General features: G+C 62.7%; 15 protein-coding genes and 1 pseudogene. 10 read left to right on the top strand and 6 right to left on the bottom strand.

All coding sequences use genetic code 11. The features are described from left to right. Positions 1–370 precede the first annotated feature (370 nt). Positions 371–763 carry a recombinase family protein gene (locus IVB07_RS39240; RefSeq protein ID WP_247452610.1) on the top strand — a complete coding sequence of 131 codons (393 nt, stop codon included), beginning with the start codon at positions 371–373 and terminating at the stop codon, positions 761–763. A gap of 209 nt (positions 764–972) precedes the next feature. Here the strand turns inward: IVB07_RS39240 and IVB07_RS39235 are convergent, their stop codons facing one another. Then, complete coding sequence (locus tag IVB07_RS39235; RefSeq protein ID WP_247768004.1) at positions 973–3,933, bottom strand: adenylate/guanylate cyclase domain-containing protein; 2,961 nt, start codon at positions 3,931–3,933, stop codon at positions 973–975. Between the two features lie 81 nt (positions 3,934–4,014). Between IVB07_RS39235 and IVB07_RS39230 the strand changes: the two genes are divergently transcribed. Next, complete coding sequence (locus IVB07_RS39230; protein ID WP_247452612.1) at positions 4,015–4,191, top strand: hypothetical protein; 177 nt, start codon at positions 4,015–4,017, stop codon at positions 4,189–4,191. A 342-nt stretch (positions 4,192–4,533) separates the two neighbouring features. Beyond that, positions 4,534–4,910: pseudogene (locus IVB07_RS39225) on the top strand (transposase domain-containing protein); the annotation flags it as partial. A 616-nt stretch (positions 4,911–5,526) separates the two neighbouring features. Here IVB07_RS39225 and IVB07_RS39220 read toward each other — a convergent pair. The 3 genes from IVB07_RS39220 to madL are packed head-to-tail and all read right to left on the bottom strand — an operon-like array spanning position 5,527 to position 7,424. Next, positions 5,527–6,228 carry a GntR family transcriptional regulator gene (locus IVB07_RS39220; protein WP_247298853.1) on the bottom strand — a complete coding sequence of 234 codons (702 nt, stop codon included), beginning with the start codon at positions 6,226–6,228 and terminating at the stop codon, positions 5,527–5,529. Beyond that, the gene (madM, locus tag IVB07_RS39215; protein WP_247385324.1) at positions 6,229–6,993 is read right to left on the bottom strand and encodes a malonate transporter subunit MadM; all 765 of its coding nucleotides are present in this window, start codon (positions 6,991–6,993) and stop codon (positions 6,229–6,231) included. Then, on the bottom strand, positions 6,990–7,424 hold the full coding sequence (madL, locus tag IVB07_RS39210; RefSeq protein WP_247452614.1) for a malonate transporter subunit MadL: 435 nt from the start codon (positions 7,422–7,424) through the stop codon (positions 6,990–6,992). Before madL ends, madM begins: the two co-directional genes overlap by 4 nt. 193 nt (positions 7,425–7,617) lie before the next feature. Between madL and mdcA the strand changes: the two genes are divergently transcribed. The 7 genes from mdcA to IVB07_RS39175 are packed head-to-tail and all read left to right on the top strand — an operon-like array spanning position 7,618 to position 13,629. Continuing rightward, on the top strand, positions 7,618–9,264 hold the full coding sequence (gene mdcA, locus IVB07_RS39205) for a malonate decarboxylase subunit alpha (RefSeq protein WP_247375541.1): 1,647 nt from the start codon (positions 7,618–7,620) through the stop codon (positions 9,262–9,264). A 10-nt stretch (positions 9,265–9,274) separates the two neighbouring features. Further along, complete coding sequence (gene mdcC, locus IVB07_RS39200; RefSeq protein WP_018456505.1) at positions 9,275–9,592, top strand: malonate decarboxylase acyl carrier protein; 318 nt, start codon at positions 9,275–9,277, stop codon at positions 9,590–9,592. After that, complete coding sequence (locus IVB07_RS39195; RefSeq protein ID WP_247298863.1) at positions 9,589–10,503, top strand: biotin-independent malonate decarboxylase subunit beta; 915 nt, start codon at positions 9,589–9,591, stop codon at positions 10,501–10,503. Before mdcC ends, IVB07_RS39195 begins: the two co-directional genes overlap by 4 nt. Next, positions 10,490–11,227, top strand: a complete 738-nt coding sequence (gene mdcE / locus IVB07_RS39190) for a biotin-independent malonate decarboxylase subunit gamma (protein WP_247452617.1) — start codon at positions 10,490–10,492, stop codon at positions 11,225–11,227. Before IVB07_RS39195 ends, mdcE begins: the two co-directional genes overlap by 14 nt. Further along, positions 11,220–11,867, top strand: a complete 648-nt coding sequence (gene mdcG, locus IVB07_RS39185; RefSeq protein ID WP_247298867.1) for a malonate decarboxylase holo-[acyl-carrier-protein] synthase — start codon at positions 11,220–11,222, stop codon at positions 11,865–11,867. Before mdcE ends, mdcG begins: the two co-directional genes overlap by 8 nt. Further along, a complete protein-coding gene (gene mdcB / locus IVB07_RS39180) occupies positions 11,864–12,718 on the top strand; it encodes a triphosphoribosyl-dephospho-CoA synthase MdcB (RefSeq protein WP_247369435.1) in 855 nt (284 codons plus the stop codon). Before mdcG ends, mdcB begins: the two co-directional genes overlap by 4 nt. Next, positions 12,712–13,629 carry an acyltransferase domain-containing protein gene (locus IVB07_RS39175; RefSeq protein ID WP_247768003.1) on the top strand — a complete coding sequence of 306 codons (918 nt, stop codon included), beginning with the start codon at positions 12,712–12,714 and terminating at the stop codon, positions 13,627–13,629. The genes mdcB and IVB07_RS39175 overlap by 7 nt, the downstream gene beginning before the upstream one ends. Positions 13,630–14,798: 1,169 nt before the next feature. On the opposite strand, the gene IVB07_RS39170 is transcribed toward IVB07_RS39175, so the two are convergent. Beyond that, positions 14,799–15,221 (bottom strand): hypothetical protein, encoded by a 423-nt coding sequence (locus IVB07_RS39170; protein ID WP_247298874.1) that lies wholly within the window; start codon positions 15,219–15,221, stop codon positions 14,799–14,801. An 18-nt stretch (positions 15,222–15,239) separates the two neighbouring features. Beyond that, positions 15,240–15,461, bottom strand: coding sequence for a hypothetical protein (locus tag IVB07_RS39165; RefSeq protein WP_247298876.1), 222 nt, complete (start codon positions 15,459–15,461; stop codon positions 15,240–15,242). Positions 15,462–15,824 lie beyond the last annotated feature (363 nt).

Below are 15,824 nucleotides of genomic sequence, written 5' to 3'. Positions count from 1 at the left end.
TTGCTTCTCCTGCTTGGCGCCTTTGTCCTCTTCGGTCACGCCGTGCTGAAGAGTGCGGGCTGGAAGCCTGCGTCGCTTGCCAGTTAGCGACGAGAGCGTAATCGCGGTGGTGGAATTGAATGCCTAAAGCGGCGTTGGGACAAGCAATCTAAAGCGGCAGTCGCACTGCCTTAGTCTCTTGCAACAGTCAATTGTCAGAAGCTCTCTAGATAAGCCCTGCTCCGCAGCGCTAGCCTCCAAGTGGCAGTACCATTTCGAGATCCGCCTCGGGCTAGCAGCCGAGCATCGGAGTGATGCTCGGCATTATTCCAGTTGTCGTGGACGCGCGCTCACATCGCAATGCGTCCTCGTGCTGACCAGGGGATCTCAAATGGTCGCGCTTAAACCGATTCCGGTCGTGCTTGGTGCCGGCATTGTTTTCCGGATGTACTCGGGTGATCTCGGTACCGATGTGGTCCTCGCCATACCCAGCGATCTCCTCAATCTCCTAGGCAGTGCCGAAAAGCCAGTCGGCTTTAAATCACTCAGGAATGCCTGGACTGACATGGCGACGGCGCATGGCCGCCTCATGCTGACACTGTTGAGCGTTCTTGCCGAGTGCGAAATGGAGCTTATTCGAACGCGCACTGGGGCGAGCGTGCAAAAGCGAGAAGAGTGCCTCTTGTACGCCAGCCTAGAGGAAGCACCTAAGGTGATGGCAATACGTGAGCGACCGAACGGCTTGCGCGAGATCATTGAGAAGCTCCGCCGTTGCCAGAACTAGGCCCGCACCGCACTATCGAGCTGAGTAAGGACTATCACGCCCTCTCTTCCTCGAAGCCGCAATCAGTCGCGCCAGTTGTCTGCGATCAGATTGGGCGCCGATGATCGTTTCCTGCGCGCCGGGCAGGACGGCAGCGGAGTGCCTGGGACCGGTGCGCTGGTCGCCGGAAATCGTCCCCTTCGGAGGGGAACGGGGTCAGGGGAATAGGGCTAGCGCACCTCCGGACGGTGAGGCTTGCCGCTAACGATGATGATGCCGCGTTCGGTGAGCGAGCCGCCGATGCCGTCGGGTGCGGTCGCGGTAATTTCGTGGTGGCCCTTGCCTAGCTGCGCAACGAGCTCGCGGCCGAAGCCGAGTTCGCCCTCGAGGCTGGACGTCCAGCGTATTTCCTGCGGTGCAGGTGCGCCGCGACCCCGGCTGTCCACAAAAGCGCGGAGTGCCACGGCGCCCGATTTGATGCTGCACTTGTCGTCCGGCAGATCGAGGTGCAGCTTGCGGCGGCAAGGTGCCAGCTTGAAAGGCTCGGTATCGGCATGGGCCGCGCGCAACCCGGCCGTGGCGACGGCACGGAAGCGGCAGCGTTCTCCGCCGGGCAAGCGATCGGCATCGACCAGCACCTCGCCGTTGGGGGGATCGACGGCGACCGGCTGCCAGGTCACTCCGTCATCGCCGCTGAACAGCACGACAACCGAGACCGGTGCGGTCGTATTGTTGTCACCGGAAGTCTCACCCGGGAGGGAGGCTTGGGTTTGCAGCTGGACGGCAAGGCTTCCGTCGCGGCGTTCGGGGCCGGCAATCTCAACCCGCGGCGCACCACCCGCTTCGAGCCGGGCGAATGGTTCTCCACCGCGATGGAAGGACAAGGCGGCCACCTCGTCGCCGGGTAATTCGATTGCCTCGTGCATATCAAGATAGGGCTCGCGTTCCGGCGACACCATCTCCGCGCTAGAGCCGCAGCCGCAGCCGCAAGTACCGCCATGGCCCGGCACATAAAAGCAATGATGGGTGGCGAGGATCTTGCCGCTGCCATCTAGGAGATCGATGGAGAGGGGCGACATCGTTGCGCCAATATGCTTGGGCGGCAGGCCGGCCGCAGCGACGAGGTGCGCCTGACGTATTTCCACGCGCCGCGTATCGCGAACACCACGATGCAGCCTGACGCCGACCACTAGAATGGAGCGGACATGCCGGGCATCGGCGGTTACAAAGGCATGCGAATCCCAGCCATCGAGAATCTTTTGGTAGGTGTAGGGTGAGATCCATTGGTTCTGCCCGTATGACATTAGATCGTCGGATGTCGCCGGATCGAACAGCGTCGGCGGTGAAGTACCGGTGTCGATGCCAACCTCGCCGATCGACTTCGTGTCGCCGCCGAAGTTCGGATAGTTGGGATCGCTGCTGGCATCGCCGGCCACCGCGACATGCGAACGACCATACTGGTGCCCTAGTTCATGGGCAAAGCTGGTGTTGAAGCCGATAATGCAGCCGGCAGAGCCGATGCTGCAGCCACTGTTGACGCCGCCGCCCCCTGGTGGGACGACCGCATTCGGCACCATGCCGAAGACGATGTCGCCCAAGCCGAAGAGCGCGGTGAAGATTTTGGTGACGGGGAGCGAGCTGAGAAGACTTTGCCAAGCAAGATTGCAGCCGCCCGAAGCCGCCGGGGGCGCGGCGAAAGCGCCGCTGCGGTTCTCTTCCAGACCAAGGATGGTGGTCTCAAGATAAGGGAAAGGCAGCATGCGTTCGGCAAGACTGGTGGTAGCCAGCATGCTGGCATCGCTCGGCTTGGTGACGTTGCCGGCCGCGTCGGTCCAGTTCACCCGCACCAACGAGACCCGAGGCGCCGGGACTGCTAGAAAGGTGACCACCGACGAGGTAGTCGCGTGATAGCTGGACATGGGACCGTCGTCGGCGCGCCAGAGACGCACCGAGATGGTAGTGCGGCTGCCCCGACAATAATATGCGGGTACGATGAAGTTGAGCGAGGAATAACGGTGCATCAGCTTGATGCTGCCGAGCAGCAGCGAGTAACTCTCAAGGGTTGGCAGGGGCTGGGTCAGGACATGCTCGACCTCGGCATCGAACACGGAAAGATGTACCGCCTGCGCGATGCGATGCGCCAATTCGCTTTCAGGCTGCAGGAGGTCGCCGACTTCCCCGCTCAGGCGATCGCTCCAGACCACCTGGTTGGTGCGCACCACGGAAAGTTCCGCTGTCACCATGAGATGGCCTCCGTTCACAACGTATCCACCGCTGAGAATATACGTTGCACCGAGATGGGCTGACATCTCCGCAACATCGCTCGCGCGGTCACGAAACACATTGGTCGATAATCGAGAGATCACTTTCATGTTCGTGGCCTTGGACAGCCGCCAGATCACGCTATCCGCAATTAGATTGCCGACGTCAAAATGCTCGGGTGCGTTGTTGCGTGAGCCAAACGGAATTATCGCGATGGTGGGTTGCATAGCTACCCCATAGTGGCGGCGTCCGGTGAGGCTTGGGTGCGGACTCGGTGGCCCGACGCGATATGCACGAATTGGCTTGTCAAAATGCTTTAAAATGCATTCTCCCAGGTCTTCGCAGGTCGCATCAACTCCGTGCGTCAGTTCGTCGCGCGCGGCGGCGCTGCCGATGGTCTCGCCCGGATTCGCCAGGGTGGCGAGGTCGGCCGCCAGCTGCTCATGCGCCGAAGCACTGGCAATCGTCTCGCCTGGGCCGGCGAGCGTTGCGAGCCGCGCCGCGAGATTGACACCTGTCCCGTAGATATCGATGCCGTCACTCCACGCGAACGCAGCGTTGATTCCGGCGCGCAGGTGAAAATGCTGATCCTCTGGAATACCTGTGTTTAGCTTAGCAAGCGTCCGATGCATCTCGGCGGCGGCATCTACCGCATCGGGCACCTTCTCGAAACGTGCCATGAGACCATCACCAAGGCTTTTTACCAGGAGACCACGATGACGCGGCAGGATTTCTGCGAGGACGACACGCACGAAATCTGCCCAACGCCTAACAGAAGGACCTTCGTGCTGGCGCATGAGCCGCACGGACTCCACGAGATCGACCAAGAGCACGACGGTCTCCTGCCGCACCAGTGCGGCGCCTAGAACGCCAGATCGCTCGCTAGCTAGGTTCTGCTTTTCGCCTTTGTCCGCGCCTTCATCGCTCATGATAATCCGATTTCGGGACACCCAGCCTCAGGATGCAGCCTACGTGTTAGACCCCTCGCCTATCAACGAAGGAGCGCCAAGTTGGCCAAGAAGAAAACAAGTGTTCGTCGCGAGTGGACGAAGGACGACCTGAAGACGCTGAAGCTACTTGCCAAGCAAAAGACTGGTGTCACGAAGATCGCAAAGAAGTTGAAGCGAACGCCGGGCGCGACGGCGGCTAAGGCATTTGTTCTTGGGGTGTCGCTCAGCACGCAATAGGCGTGCCCCTACCAGATCGTCGGACAGGGCTCGCTTCCACGGAGCTGTGATCTGATCGGGATGTTGCGCGATGCGGTGTCGGCTAATCACCGCCGCATCGCGCGCAGCATTGTCGTTAAGCATTTCTGGCTGACCTGATACCGTGTCGCGCGCCTTGGCGCAGTTGCTATTGCGAGGTTCGGTGAGCGTGGGAGGCGCCGCTTTGACGACGCTCTGCATCGTCGGAGTCTTATGGTTGGCGGCAACGCACTTTCGGGCCAAGAATAAAAAGTCGCCGAAACCGTCGCACTCAAGAGCGGTTGCGTACCCACCCGGTGTGGCACGAGGGCGAGCGCTGGGCACGTGCGGGAGCAGCTCGCCAAGCTGTCCCGGGGACACGATCTGGCCAAGGCGTTCGACTATATCCTGAAGCGTTGAGCGAGCTTCACCCTGTTCCTCGAGGATAAGCGGGTCTGCCTGTCCAACAATGCCGCAGAACGAGGCCTGAGAGGCATTGCCCTTGGACGGAAGTCATGGATGTTCTGCGGCTCTGATCGCGGAGGGCGGCGCGCGGCAGCTATGTACAGCCTCATCATAACCGCGAAAAGAACGGCATCGACCCGCAAGCCTGGCTGACCGACGTCCTCGCGCGGATCGCCGCCCATCCGTCGCATCGGCTTGACGAACTGCTGCCCTGGAATTGGACGCCGCCGTCAGCGAACTCCGCTCGAGCGGCATGAGCACCCACGTCAACAAGGTCCATCACGTCACCACCATCACCTAGATCGCCAAAGACCTCGTCGAAGATGAAGATTCGCTACGAGACGTCGCCACATTGGCGAAGACCGCGTTCAAGCGTTCACCGACTTCGACATCGAGCGCCTCGTCGAGCTCATCCAAATCTATAAAGAAAAATCCGAGGCTGCTTAAGCGCTGGCCGCCAGAATAATCGGATCAGGGCGCGGCAAAGGCATTGCTGATCCACGATTGGTGGCGAAGCACGATCGCAACACCAAATCGCTTCTCAATCTGCTGGACTGCCTGAGACAGCGCCGGCTGACTGCTTCCATGGCTTTTCGGCCAACGGCGAAAATATTCTTGCATGGGCGCGGCCTACGCCGAATGCTTACGTCGCGCCCTGCCAAAATGCCGTTCTCGCGCCAAAACGAGGAGATAGTGCAAATGCTTGATTTGAAGGTTGTCTTCAACCCATGTCGCCCCTAAGTAGCTCGATTCCTACAAGGTGGCTGAACTAGTCGCAACTCCAACGAACGAAGCCTCGGCCTGAATAGCAGGCGGAGATCTCATCCGATCACTCGATTGATCACCAAACGCGCGAGTTGGGGGATCCTACTGTCACGCTCGACCTTCTCCGCCCGCGCGGTCGTCGATGTAGCGCCGAAGCGCCGCGGCGGCGTTCAACATGTGCGCGCGCATTCGGCGAGCGGCCGTATCGCCATCGCCCTCCGCAATCGCCTGCATGATAGAATCATGCTCGTCCCGGGACTTGCGGATACGATCGCCCTGCCGCAATTGCGTGCGGCGGAAGGCGCTGAGACGCGCACGGACCTCCTGCGCCTGCTCGGCCATGAACGCGTTGTGCGTTGCGCTATAGATGCCTTCGTGGAACAGCCGGTTAAACGCATCGTAGGCATCCACGTCGTTGGCGTCGACCATTGCCAGCGAGCTGTCGTGGAGCTCGATCAGATCGCTGCGCTCCAGCGGTGTCATGCGATAGGTCGCGAGCCTGACGCACATGGCTTCCACCTCTGCGCTGGTCTCAAACATGTCCATGATGCGTTCGGGTGTCATCCGTGCCACGACGAGCCCGCGACGGCCCCGCACCTCGACGAGCCCGCTGACGACAAGCTGCCGGAGGGCTTCCCGCACCGGCGTGCGGGAAGCCCCAAAGCGATCGGCAAGCTGCTGCTCTTCCAGCGCCGAACCGGCAGCCAGCGCACCGGAGGCAATCTCGTCGGTGAGCGCATTACGGATGCGATCGGAGAGAAGGCCGCTATCTTCTTCTGCCTCAGCAGCAACTTTAAACAGACCTGCCATTCAGCTTCCTATGATTGCGCGCACCGTGAAGTAGAGAATGGACGGTGCGACGAGGCATCCCAACCCGGTATGAAATGTCGCAGTCAACGCGCCATACGGGACCAGACGCCGATCTGTTGCCGCCAGGCCTCCGGAAACGCCGCTGACCGTACCCATCAAGCCGCCGAACACCATTGCGCTGCGCGGATTATTTAGGCCGATCATCTTCGCAACAAAGGGCGTACCGATCATCACGATCACCGCCTTGAATACACCGGTGGCGATCGACAGCGCAATAACCGGCGAGGAGGCGCCAATCGCCGCTCCCGTGACCGGCCCGACGATGTAGGTGACCGCGCCGGCGCCGATCGTCGTCAGCGATTCGGCGTCAGTGTAGCCAAAGGCTGCGGCGACGAGAACGCCCAGAATGAACGGAACGACCGTCCCCAATCCGAGCGCGACCGCACCGATCAGTCCGGCCTTGCGCGCATGGACGACGTCGACCTCGAAGGCGGTGGCGACGATGGCGAAATCCCGCAGCATCGCGCCTCCCATCAGTCCGATCCCGGTTAGCGCCGGCAGGTCCGCGAGGCCCTTTTCACCGCCGGTGGCGAGGCCTCCGAAAAACGCGAGCAACAGCCCGAGCATGATCGCGATCGCCGAGGCGTGAATGCGCCCGAAGGTGAGATATTTCGAGATCGCTCCGGAGATCCACATCAGGATGCCCACCGCGGCGAACGCCGCGATCAGCGAGTTTGCGGCAAGAACGTGGGATATCATGGTCATCCGATCCTCCCGGACTTGAAGTGGGGCACATTCGCCTCGATCGCCTCGCGCGCCTCGATCTCGTCCATCGTCTCGACACGGCCGCTGAGTCGACTGATCAAAGCGACCTGGGCGAAACACACCGCCACCGCGCCGATCCCCGCAATGACAACGATGGGGCCGCCTTTTGCCGCAGCGACGACGTTCTGCTGCGCGGCCATGGCGACCACGATGGGAATATAGAAGCTGCCCCAGAACTCGACGCCCGTCTTCAGCCCGTGGCTGAGGAGACCCTGGCGTAGCAGCCATAGCCGGGCGGCGATCAAGAACATCATCGCAATGCCGACGCCGCCGACATTGGCCTTCACACCGAGGACGACGCCGAGCAGGTCGCCGAGCAGGACCCCGAGCAGCGTGCAGATCGCGAGCAGAGCTACGCCGGAAATGGTCACGGGCGCCTCCCGGCTGTGAGCGGGGCGCTGACCCCCAGAGATCGAAGCTGTGTATGCACTCGCATCGAAAATTCCCTCCTGTGTATGCGATTGTCTATCGCTTAGCATCGTGCGTATACATTAATTGACATTGGAAGGCAATGCGCATACACTCTGACTCATGGAAGCCAACCTCGCATGCCAAGGAGCCGAAATGAGTAGTTGGGGTATGCAAAGGGCCGCCCTGGGGGAGCGCTTGGCGGCCGGCCGAAAGCACGCGAAGGGAAAGGTCGTCCCGATCCCGAGCCTGCCCGCATTTTTGAATGCGGTGATCCGGTCAGGAGACCGGGTGTGCCTGGAGGGTGACAATCAGAAGCAAGCTGACATCCTCGCCTCGGCGCTCGCGAACCTTGACCCCGAAGACGTCCGTGACCTCCACATGGTCCAGTCCGGGGTGGTCCTCCCATCCCACCTCGACATCTTCGACAAGGGCATCGCGCGGCGGCTCGACTTCTCCTATTCAGGCCCGCAGTCGGCGCGGATCGCGCGGATGCTATTCGGGGAAAAGATCGAGCTCGGTGCCGTCCATACCTATCTCGAGTTGTTCGCCCGCTACTTCATCGATCTGACGCCGAACGTCGCCTTAATCGCGGCCGTCAGCGCCGACAGGGACGGCAACCTCTATACGGGTCCAAATACCGAGGACACTCCGACCGTCGTCGAGGCGACGAGCTACAAGAACGGCCTCGTCGTGGCGCAGGTCACGGAGATCGTCGACAAGGTGCCCCGCGTCGACATTCCCGGCGACCTCGTGCATTTCGTGGTCGAAGCCGGCCGCCCCTTCTATGTCGAGCCGCTCTTCACCCGCGATCCCGCCGCCATCTCCGAGACCCAGATCCTGACGGCGATGCTCGCCATCAAGGGCATCTATGCGCCCTACGGCGTGCGCCGGCTCAATCACGGCATCGGCTTCAACACCGCCGCAATCGAGCTCTTGCTGCCAACTTACGGCGAGAAGCTCGGCCTCAAGGGCAAGGTCTGCACCCATTTCGCGCTCAACCCGCATCCCACGATGATTCCGGCGATCGAATCCGGCTGGGTCGAGCAGATCCACTGCTTCGGATCGGAGGTCGGCATGGAGGATTATGTTGCGGCGCGCTCCGATATCTTCTTCACGGGTCCCGACGGCTCGCTGCGATCCAACCGCGCCTTCTGCCAGACGGCGGGCCTCTATGCCTGCGACATGTTCATCGGATCGACGTTGCAGATCGACCTCGAAGGCCACAGCTCGACGGTGACGACGAGCCGCATCGCGGGATTCGGCGGCGCGCCCAACATGGGCTCCGATCCGCGCGGGCGCCGTCACCCGAGCGAACCCTGGCTCAAAGCGGGTGCCGAGGCCGACCCCGCCTCCAATGCTGCCCTGCGCCGAGGCCGCAAGCTCGTGGTGCAGATCGGTGAGACATTCGGTGACGGCAATGTCCCGCTCTTCGTCGAGCAACTCGATGCGCTAGAGCTGGCGCGCAAGCTCGACCTCGACCTAGCCCCGGTGATGGTCTACTCCGATGACGTTACCCACATCGTCACCGAGGAAGGCATCGCCAACCTGCTGATGTGCCGCAGCAAGGACGAGCGCGAGCAGGCGATCCGCGGCGTTGCCGGCTACACCGACATCGGGCGCGCGCGCGATGCAAAGCTCGTGGAGCAGCTCCGGCAACGCGGCGTGATCCGCCGTCCCGAGGATCTCGGCATCGATCCGCTTGACGCCGACCGGCGCCTGCTGGCGGCCCGGTCGATCAAGGACCTCATGCTGGCTTCCGGCGGTCTCTACCGCCCGCCCAGCCGCTTCCGCAACTGGTGAGGAGTTTCGCATGGAAAAGCTCAGCTTCAGACTGACTGCACCGAACCGCGCCGGCGGCACCCGCGCGCAGGCGATCGTCGGCGTGGTCGCCTCCGGCAATCTCGAAGTGCTGCTGGAACGGACCTCGCCGGCCGACAGCTGCACGATCGACATCGCAACCGCAGCTCACGGCTTTGGCCCCGTGTGGGACGCCGTGGTCCGCGATTTCGTCGCCCGCCGCTCTGCCGGGGGCTTGCGCATCTCCATCAATGACGGCGGAGCCCGACCTGACACGGTCGCGCTGCGGCTCGCGCAAGGCATCCGCAAGATCGAGGAGCCGGAACGATGACGGTGGCCACAGTCAATACGGTTTCGCTGAGCTGGTATGAGGCGAGCGCCCGGCAACGCATAGAAGCGCTGGTCGATGCCGGCAGCTTTGCCGAATTCATCGGTCCCGAGCAGCGCGAGATGAGCCCGCATCTGGCGATCTTCGACCTGCCGGAGCAGTTCGACGACGGCATCGTCATCGGCCGCGGTCGCCTGGATGGCTCGCCGGTGTTCGTCGCCGCACAGGAAGGACGCTTCATGGGCGGCGCCTTCGGTGAGGTCCACGGCGCCAAGCTCAACGGCCTCCTGCGCGCAGCTCGCACGCTCAAGCAAGATCTGCTGATCCTGTTCGACACCGGCGGCGTGCGGCTCCAGGAGGCCAATGCCGGCGAGCTTGCGATCGCCGAGATCATGCGCGCGATCATCGAGGCACGCCGCGGCGGCATCCACGTCGTCGGCCTGATCGGGGGGCGCGCCGGCTGCTATGGCGGCGGCAGCCTGATCGCGGGCACCTGCTCGCGGCTGATCATCTCCGAACAGGGGCGGCTCAGCGTCAGCGGCCCCGAGGTGATCGAAACCAACAAGGGGATCGAGGAATTCGACTCGCGCGACCGCGCGCTGGTCTGGCGCACGATGGGCGGCAAGCACCGCTATCTCATCGGCGGTGCCGATATCTTCGTCGACGACGAAGCGACGGCGTTTCGCGAGGCGGCCATTGACGCGATCAAAATAGCCAGACGATGCGACGCCGAGATTCTCGAGGCCGAGCAGAAGCGCCTCGAACGACGGCTGCAGCGCTTTGGCGAGGCTGAGGACGCCGTCGATATCTGGGAGACGCTCGGCATCGGGCAGCCGACCGAGATTCCCGCACTTCCGACCGGCGCATTTCTTCGCGCGGCAGCCAACAGGGAGAATGCCGATGACGCTCGATGACATCCTGGCCGGCCTATTCCCGAACGGCCGCAAGATCAAAACGACCGGCGCGATGATCGCGGGGGAGGCGACGCTGCCTGACGGCGGACCAATCCACGTGCTCGGCATCACGCAGGGGCAGCCGCTCGGCGTGGACGAAGCCATCGTGCTCGCGGGGCGGCTGGTCGAGATCGTCCAAACGAAGGACCGTGCGCCGATCCTGTTCCTGGTGGATTCCGCCAGCCAGCGCATGAGCAAGCGCGACGAACTGCTGGGCCTCAGCGAATATCTGTCGCATCTCGCCAAGGCCCTGCTGCTGGCGGAAGCCGAAGGACACCGCACCGTCGGCCTGCTCTATGGCGGCAGCGCCGCCGGCGCATTCATCGCCACCGCGCTTGCGGCCGGCACGCTGGTGGCGCTGCCCGGCGCGCATCCCGCGGTGATGGATCTGCCGTCGATGGCCCGGGTCACCAAGCTTCCGATCGACGTCTTGAAAGCCAAGGCCGAAGCCACGCCGGTGTTCGCGCCCGGGCTCGACAACATGGTGCAGACCGGCGGCATTCACGCCGTCTGGGATGAACATGCGCCGCTGGCGCCGCAGCTTGCGTCCGTGCTGCAACGACCGTACGGACAGGACGATCGCGGCCAGATCGGTGCCCAACGTGGCGGCCGGCGGAAAGCGGCCGAACTTGCCGAGCGCGTTGTCGTCTCAGCCACTTCACATCAAGGAGCGCCAAATGGGTGAAGCTCTCGCGCGCCACAGCATGGTCAAGGTCACAGCCGCCGGCTGGACGGCCGTGATGAAGCGTTATCCGGAACTCGCCAGCGAGCCGATCGTCGCAGGCTGGGCGCACGTCGGCCGTCCTCTCGTCGTTCGCCGACCGGCTTGCAGCGATACTGCAGGCCTCGTTCCGCTCGGACTGCCGCTGCCGCCGAGCCATGGTAAACGTCGTATTGCGGTCTCGCTGGCCGCAGCCGATATCGTCGCGTTCGCTCAGCCTCCGTTGCTGGCCGACGCCGTGGCCGCGGCGCCGCCCGCTTGGCGCGAGACGATCGAGAAACTCGTCCAACTCCTGCCGGAGACCCGCGCCTATGGCAGCCTTGCGTGGCAGCACCTCACCGGCCTGCCCTATCTTTCGGAGGGCTCGGACCTCGATCTGCTGTGGCCTCTCTCGTCGGCCGACAAGACAGGAATTCTGTTGTCCGACATCGCGCGGATCGCAAAGCAGTCGCCGATGCGGCTGGACGGTGAGATCACAGGTCCCGCCGGCGGGGTTCAATGGCGCGAACTGACCGGCACTGACGAAGACGAAGTGCTTGTGAAGAGCCCGGCAGGAGTGACCACCACGACTCGCGCGGCCTTCCTCACAGGTCATGTCTCATGACCATTGCGCTCAGATGGCAATCACAGCCGGGCGGCGCGCTTGATGCCGAGCAGCTCGGTCATCTTGCTTCGCTATGCCTGAAGCTGGAAGTAAAAACCTATCCGAAGCCCGGGCTTGTCAGCCATGTCGACAACGGTGCGCATCGCGACATGGACGCCGGGCTGTTGTGCCTGAGCGCTGAGACCTTGATGCCTTTCTTCAGCGATCTCGCCCTCGCGGGCGCCGCAGGTGCGGGCATGAACCGGCTGCGCGCCATCGGGGTTGCCGCGGAGCGCGCGATGATGGCTGCGACCTCCGGCGTCAACACCCATCGCGGCGCGATTTTCGGACTTGGCCTGCTCTGCGCCGCGGCCGGCTATCGGAGTGCCGTCGGCATTCGCAAATCTCTTGGCCGGCTGGTTTCGGAGCGTTGGGGCGAGGACATCCTATCTGGCCCGGTATCGCTGCGCAGCCACGGCGCTGTGGCCGCGCGGCGCTATGGCGCCGGGGGCGCCAGGGGGGAAGCCGCCGACGGTTTCCCGTCTGTCTACGAGATCGCCCTACCCGCGCTGCAGGCAGCGCGCGAGCTTGCACCTCATGACGAGGAAGCCGCTCGCGTTCAGACGTGCATGAGCTTGATTACTAGCGTCACCGACACCAACCTCCTGCATCGAGGCGGGCTCGAGGGACTGTGCTTCGCGCAAGCCAGCGCGTCAGCGTTCCTTTCCGCCGGCGGTGTTGGATCACCGGAATGGCGCAGGCGTGCCGCCGACATTCACCAAGCGTTCCTGACCCGCAATCTCAGTCCCGGCGGCTCCGCAGACCTGCTGGCCATGGCGCTATTCGTCGATGGGATAGATCGCGGATGTTAGCACTGCTCTGCGGCGGACAAGGTGCGCTTTCGGGCAAGATCTTTGATCTTGTCGCGGACCAGCCTGCCGCGGAGTCAATCTTCGCCGCGGCGACGGCTTGGCTCGGTGAGGACCCGCGGGAATTCGTTCGGACGCGCACCCCCGAGCAACTGTCCGAGAATTATGCCAGCCAGATCCTGACCGTCACATCGGCTCTCGCGACCCACGCCTGCATCGCTGACCTGTTGGCCGAAGAGACCGCTGTCACCGGGTATAGCGTCGGCGAGATGGCGGCCTGGAGTATCGCGGGAATCTGGACTGCCGAAGAAGCGTTGCGGATCACCAATATTCGTGCCCGGCTGATGGAGAACGCAGCGGGGCCCACCGGTCGCCTGGGTTACATCCGGGGGCTCGACCGGGCTACGATCGAACCTCTGCTTGCAAAGCACCGCTGCGAGATCGCGATCAGGAATCCGGACCTTCTTTTCGTGATCGGAGGCGTGGAGCGGGAGGTCATTGCGCTCTGCGACGAGGCTGCCCGGAAAGGAGTGCGAACGGGGCTTCTGGCCGTCAAAATCGCGTCGCATACGACAAGGCTCGCGCAGGCCTGCCAACCTCTGCAACAGGCACTCGATGTCAACAGGGACGCGGCCGTCGCAAACCATCGCGTCTTACTTGCCGGCGGTGACGGCGAACGCATCTTCTCGGTCGCGGGCGCGACGGTGAAGCTGGCAAACCAGGTCGCCCATCCTATTGATTGGGCGGCAACCCTGGACGCGCTTACAGAGCTGGGCGTCACCGAGGTACTAGACCTCGGGCCCGGACACGCGCTGGCGGAGATGATGCTAGCATCTCAGCCGGACACGCGCTGCTACGCCGCCGACGGCTTTCGCACGATCGAGGGCCTACGTAACTGGGTTGCTGCCGTATAGCAGGAGATCCGGAAGCGAGCCACGCTTGCGTGCGTTGCAAAGCAGGCCGGATCCACATGGGCCCGAACAGGACTACCAACCGATCGTCGCACGGGTACGGTACCTCCGACAGAAGATCCTGGTTGTTTTCTGCCCACCTCATCGCCTCAGCCGCCAGAGCACGATGCAAGAGCTGGCCAGCATCAGGATGCCAACCCACACGAAGCCGGTCGTCACCAGCATCTCTTGCCAGGCCGGCGCACCTCGACCCGCGGCTGTGATGGGTGAGAGTGCGGCTGTGCCGGTCACAGCGGCGAGCGTTGTCGTCGCCCAATTGCCGTATGTCCCCGCCACCAGCGCTGCAAACGTGCCGCGCTCAAGCGCGGCGGATAGTCCAACCTGCGTCCAACAGCACCCCAGCCCCAAAGGAAAGTCCCGTTCATGACGCCCTAACGGTGCGCCGCAAGCCCACCCTCCTGTTCGAGAAGCTTTGTTCGGCCAAGCCGGTCAGCAACCCCAATAGGAACAGAACCATCCCGTGCCACAGCAGCCAACGTCCGATTGTCTGCACGCTTCGCCGTCTGCGATTTCGGGTTCCGGTATTTAACCTGCAGCCCCGACATCAAGCTTAATTCGCGACTTAGGTTGCCCCGGCCTCCGGCGACGCTAGGCTGAACACCGGACATTGCCCCCGTCCGGGTCCATCAATGGCGAAGTCGGCGCGCCATCACATTGGGCGCGTCGGTTTCGCGTTTTTGCTATGGATAGCGCGAGCCCCGTTTTGACGAATGATCCGGATGATCACCCGCTCGATTTAGTCGAGAGACGAGGACAGATCACGGCGTTGCGCTCGCAACACTCTGACAATCGTCTCGTCACATCGCGATTGAACCGCTTCCTCGTCGAGATTCTTAGAGCCAAAAGATGCGGCGCACACTCGACATCTTCGGTCTGAATCCGCTCGGATGCTGCGAGCTGTCGAGGAAATGGTCTCACGCGGCCGATCCACGAAGCGGCCGAACGTAGTTAGGCCGCGGTTCAAGTAACACTAACGCACGGACGATCTTGCGTCGATCGGGCCCAGCGCCCATGCTGGATGCAGTCGCGAAGTGGTCCGCGTCTCGCGTAACGGCGCCTTCGCGGCGAGGGGTCGCCGCAGTCACAAGCGACGGCCCCGCCCATGATCAGCTCTAGTGACCGCGCCGCACTGCTCGGGGCACAAACGGCAGTCTCGGAGAAAACGACTTCGCGATCGCGAGAACTGCGGCTTCGTCAGTTTCGAGTGCGATCTTCTGGGCGAGCATCACATCGCCAACTGCCAACGCCCGTTCGGGGAGGAAGCACCACCCCACCTTAGGCTCCAGTTGTTCATCCAGCTCCAAAACATTACTCATCGTGCCCTGATAAATTCGGTATCGACGGCCAGTAAGAGAACCAGCGACTTCAAAAAAGCCATTGGCATCAAATTGCGCGCGCTGTTCTGGAGATAACCATTCCCGCAAAAGACGACGTGCACGCGCTTCCGGGCCATTTTGCTCGTTGAAGCTCCGATAAAGGGCACGCAGGGCACGTAGACGCGCGCCCTGGGCGACGTTACGTCCGAACAAAAACATCTTTGATGCTGGACGGTTCTAACCGCCGACTAAGTGCGGATAGAACAGCGTTTCATCCGCTGTTGGATCAAATGACCGTATCAGCTTGAGATCGCCGGCCGGCGTCCGAGTGGCAGCGGTAAATCCCTGGGCGGTGAACTTCTTGAAGCGCCGCTCAGCCTCGGCGAGCCCCTTCGGGTCCTTTCGCTCAAAGAAATGTCTGCTGTCGCCTGTGCTGTCCATTACGATCTGGGTAGCCATGGAAGAGAACTCCGCGATCCCTAGCCTCTGATGAAAAACAAACCTCGCCCCGGTGAATAGTGTTCCTGCTCTCGGCAAATTTCGTTCTGCCGTCTTTTTAGTCGGGATCGTCTGGCTCGCTGAAATCGATGAGAACCTGATCCGCGACCTGAGGGCGGCACAACGGGCGAAGCTGGTCGCAAAGCGGAAGCCGGCTTATGAGGCGGTGCATCCGAGACGAAGAAGGGCGGCGACCGCAGATCAATCCGCCAAATTGGCGGTACGGGCAGCTTCGCAAAGGACACGGCAGAAAAGAGCGGAACACCGCTTCGTACGGTCGAACGGATAGTACGCGCACTCGGAAGCTAGGTCCCGATCTCGGAC

This window comes from Bradyrhizobium sp. 172 (assembly GCF_023101065.1).
Lineage (GTDB): Bacteria > Pseudomonadota > Alphaproteobacteria > Rhizobiales > Xanthobacteraceae > Bradyrhizobium > Bradyrhizobium canariense_D.
The sequence above is the reverse complement of the archived record's forward strand: the minus strand, read 5'-3'. Positions and strand labels throughout refer to the sequence as shown.

Coding starts and splice junctions, on each gene's coding strand:
- IVB07_RS39240 (WP_247452610.1), top strand. CDS start 371: ATGGTCGCGCTTAAACCGATTCCGGTCGTGCTTGGTGCCGGCATTGTT.
- IVB07_RS39235 (WP_247768004.1), bottom strand. CDS start 3,933: ATGAGCGATGAAGGCGCGGACAAAGGCGAAAAGCAGAACCTAGCTAGC.
- IVB07_RS39220 (WP_247298853.1), bottom strand. CDS start 6,228: ATGGCAGGTCTGTTTAAAGTTGCTGCTGAGGCAGAAGAAGATAGCGGC.
- madM (WP_247385324.1), bottom strand. CDS start 6,993: ATGACCATGATATCCCACGTTCTTGCCGCAAACTCGCTGATCGCGGCG.
- mdcA (WP_247375541.1), top strand. CDS start 7,618: ATGAGTAGTTGGGGTATGCAAAGGGCCGCCCTGGGGGAGCGCTTGGCG.
- mdcC (WP_018456505.1), top strand. CDS start 9,275: ATGGAAAAGCTCAGCTTCAGACTGACTGCACCGAACCGCGCCGGCGGC.
- IVB07_RS39195 (WP_247298863.1), top strand. CDS start 9,589: ATGACGGTGGCCACAGTCAATACGGTTTCGCTGAGCTGGTATGAGGCG.
- mdcE (WP_247452617.1), top strand. CDS start 10,490: ATGACGCTCGATGACATCCTGGCCGGCCTATTCCCGAACGGCCGCAAG.
- mdcG (WP_247298867.1), top strand. CDS start 11,220: ATGGGTGAAGCTCTCGCGCGCCACAGCATGGTCAAGGTCACAGCCGCC.
- mdcB (WP_247369435.1), top strand. CDS start 11,864: ATGACCATTGCGCTCAGATGGCAATCACAGCCGGGCGGCGCGCTTGAT.
- IVB07_RS39175 (WP_247768003.1), top strand. CDS start 12,712: ATGTTAGCACTGCTCTGCGGCGGACAAGGTGCGCTTTCGGGCAAGATC.
- IVB07_RS39170 (WP_247298874.1), bottom strand. CDS start 15,221: ATGTTTTTGTTCGGACGTAACGTCGCCCAGGGCGCGCGTCTACGTGCC.
- IVB07_RS39165 (WP_247298876.1), bottom strand. CDS start 15,461: ATGGCTACCCAGATCGTAATGGACAGCACAGGCGACAGCAGACATTTC.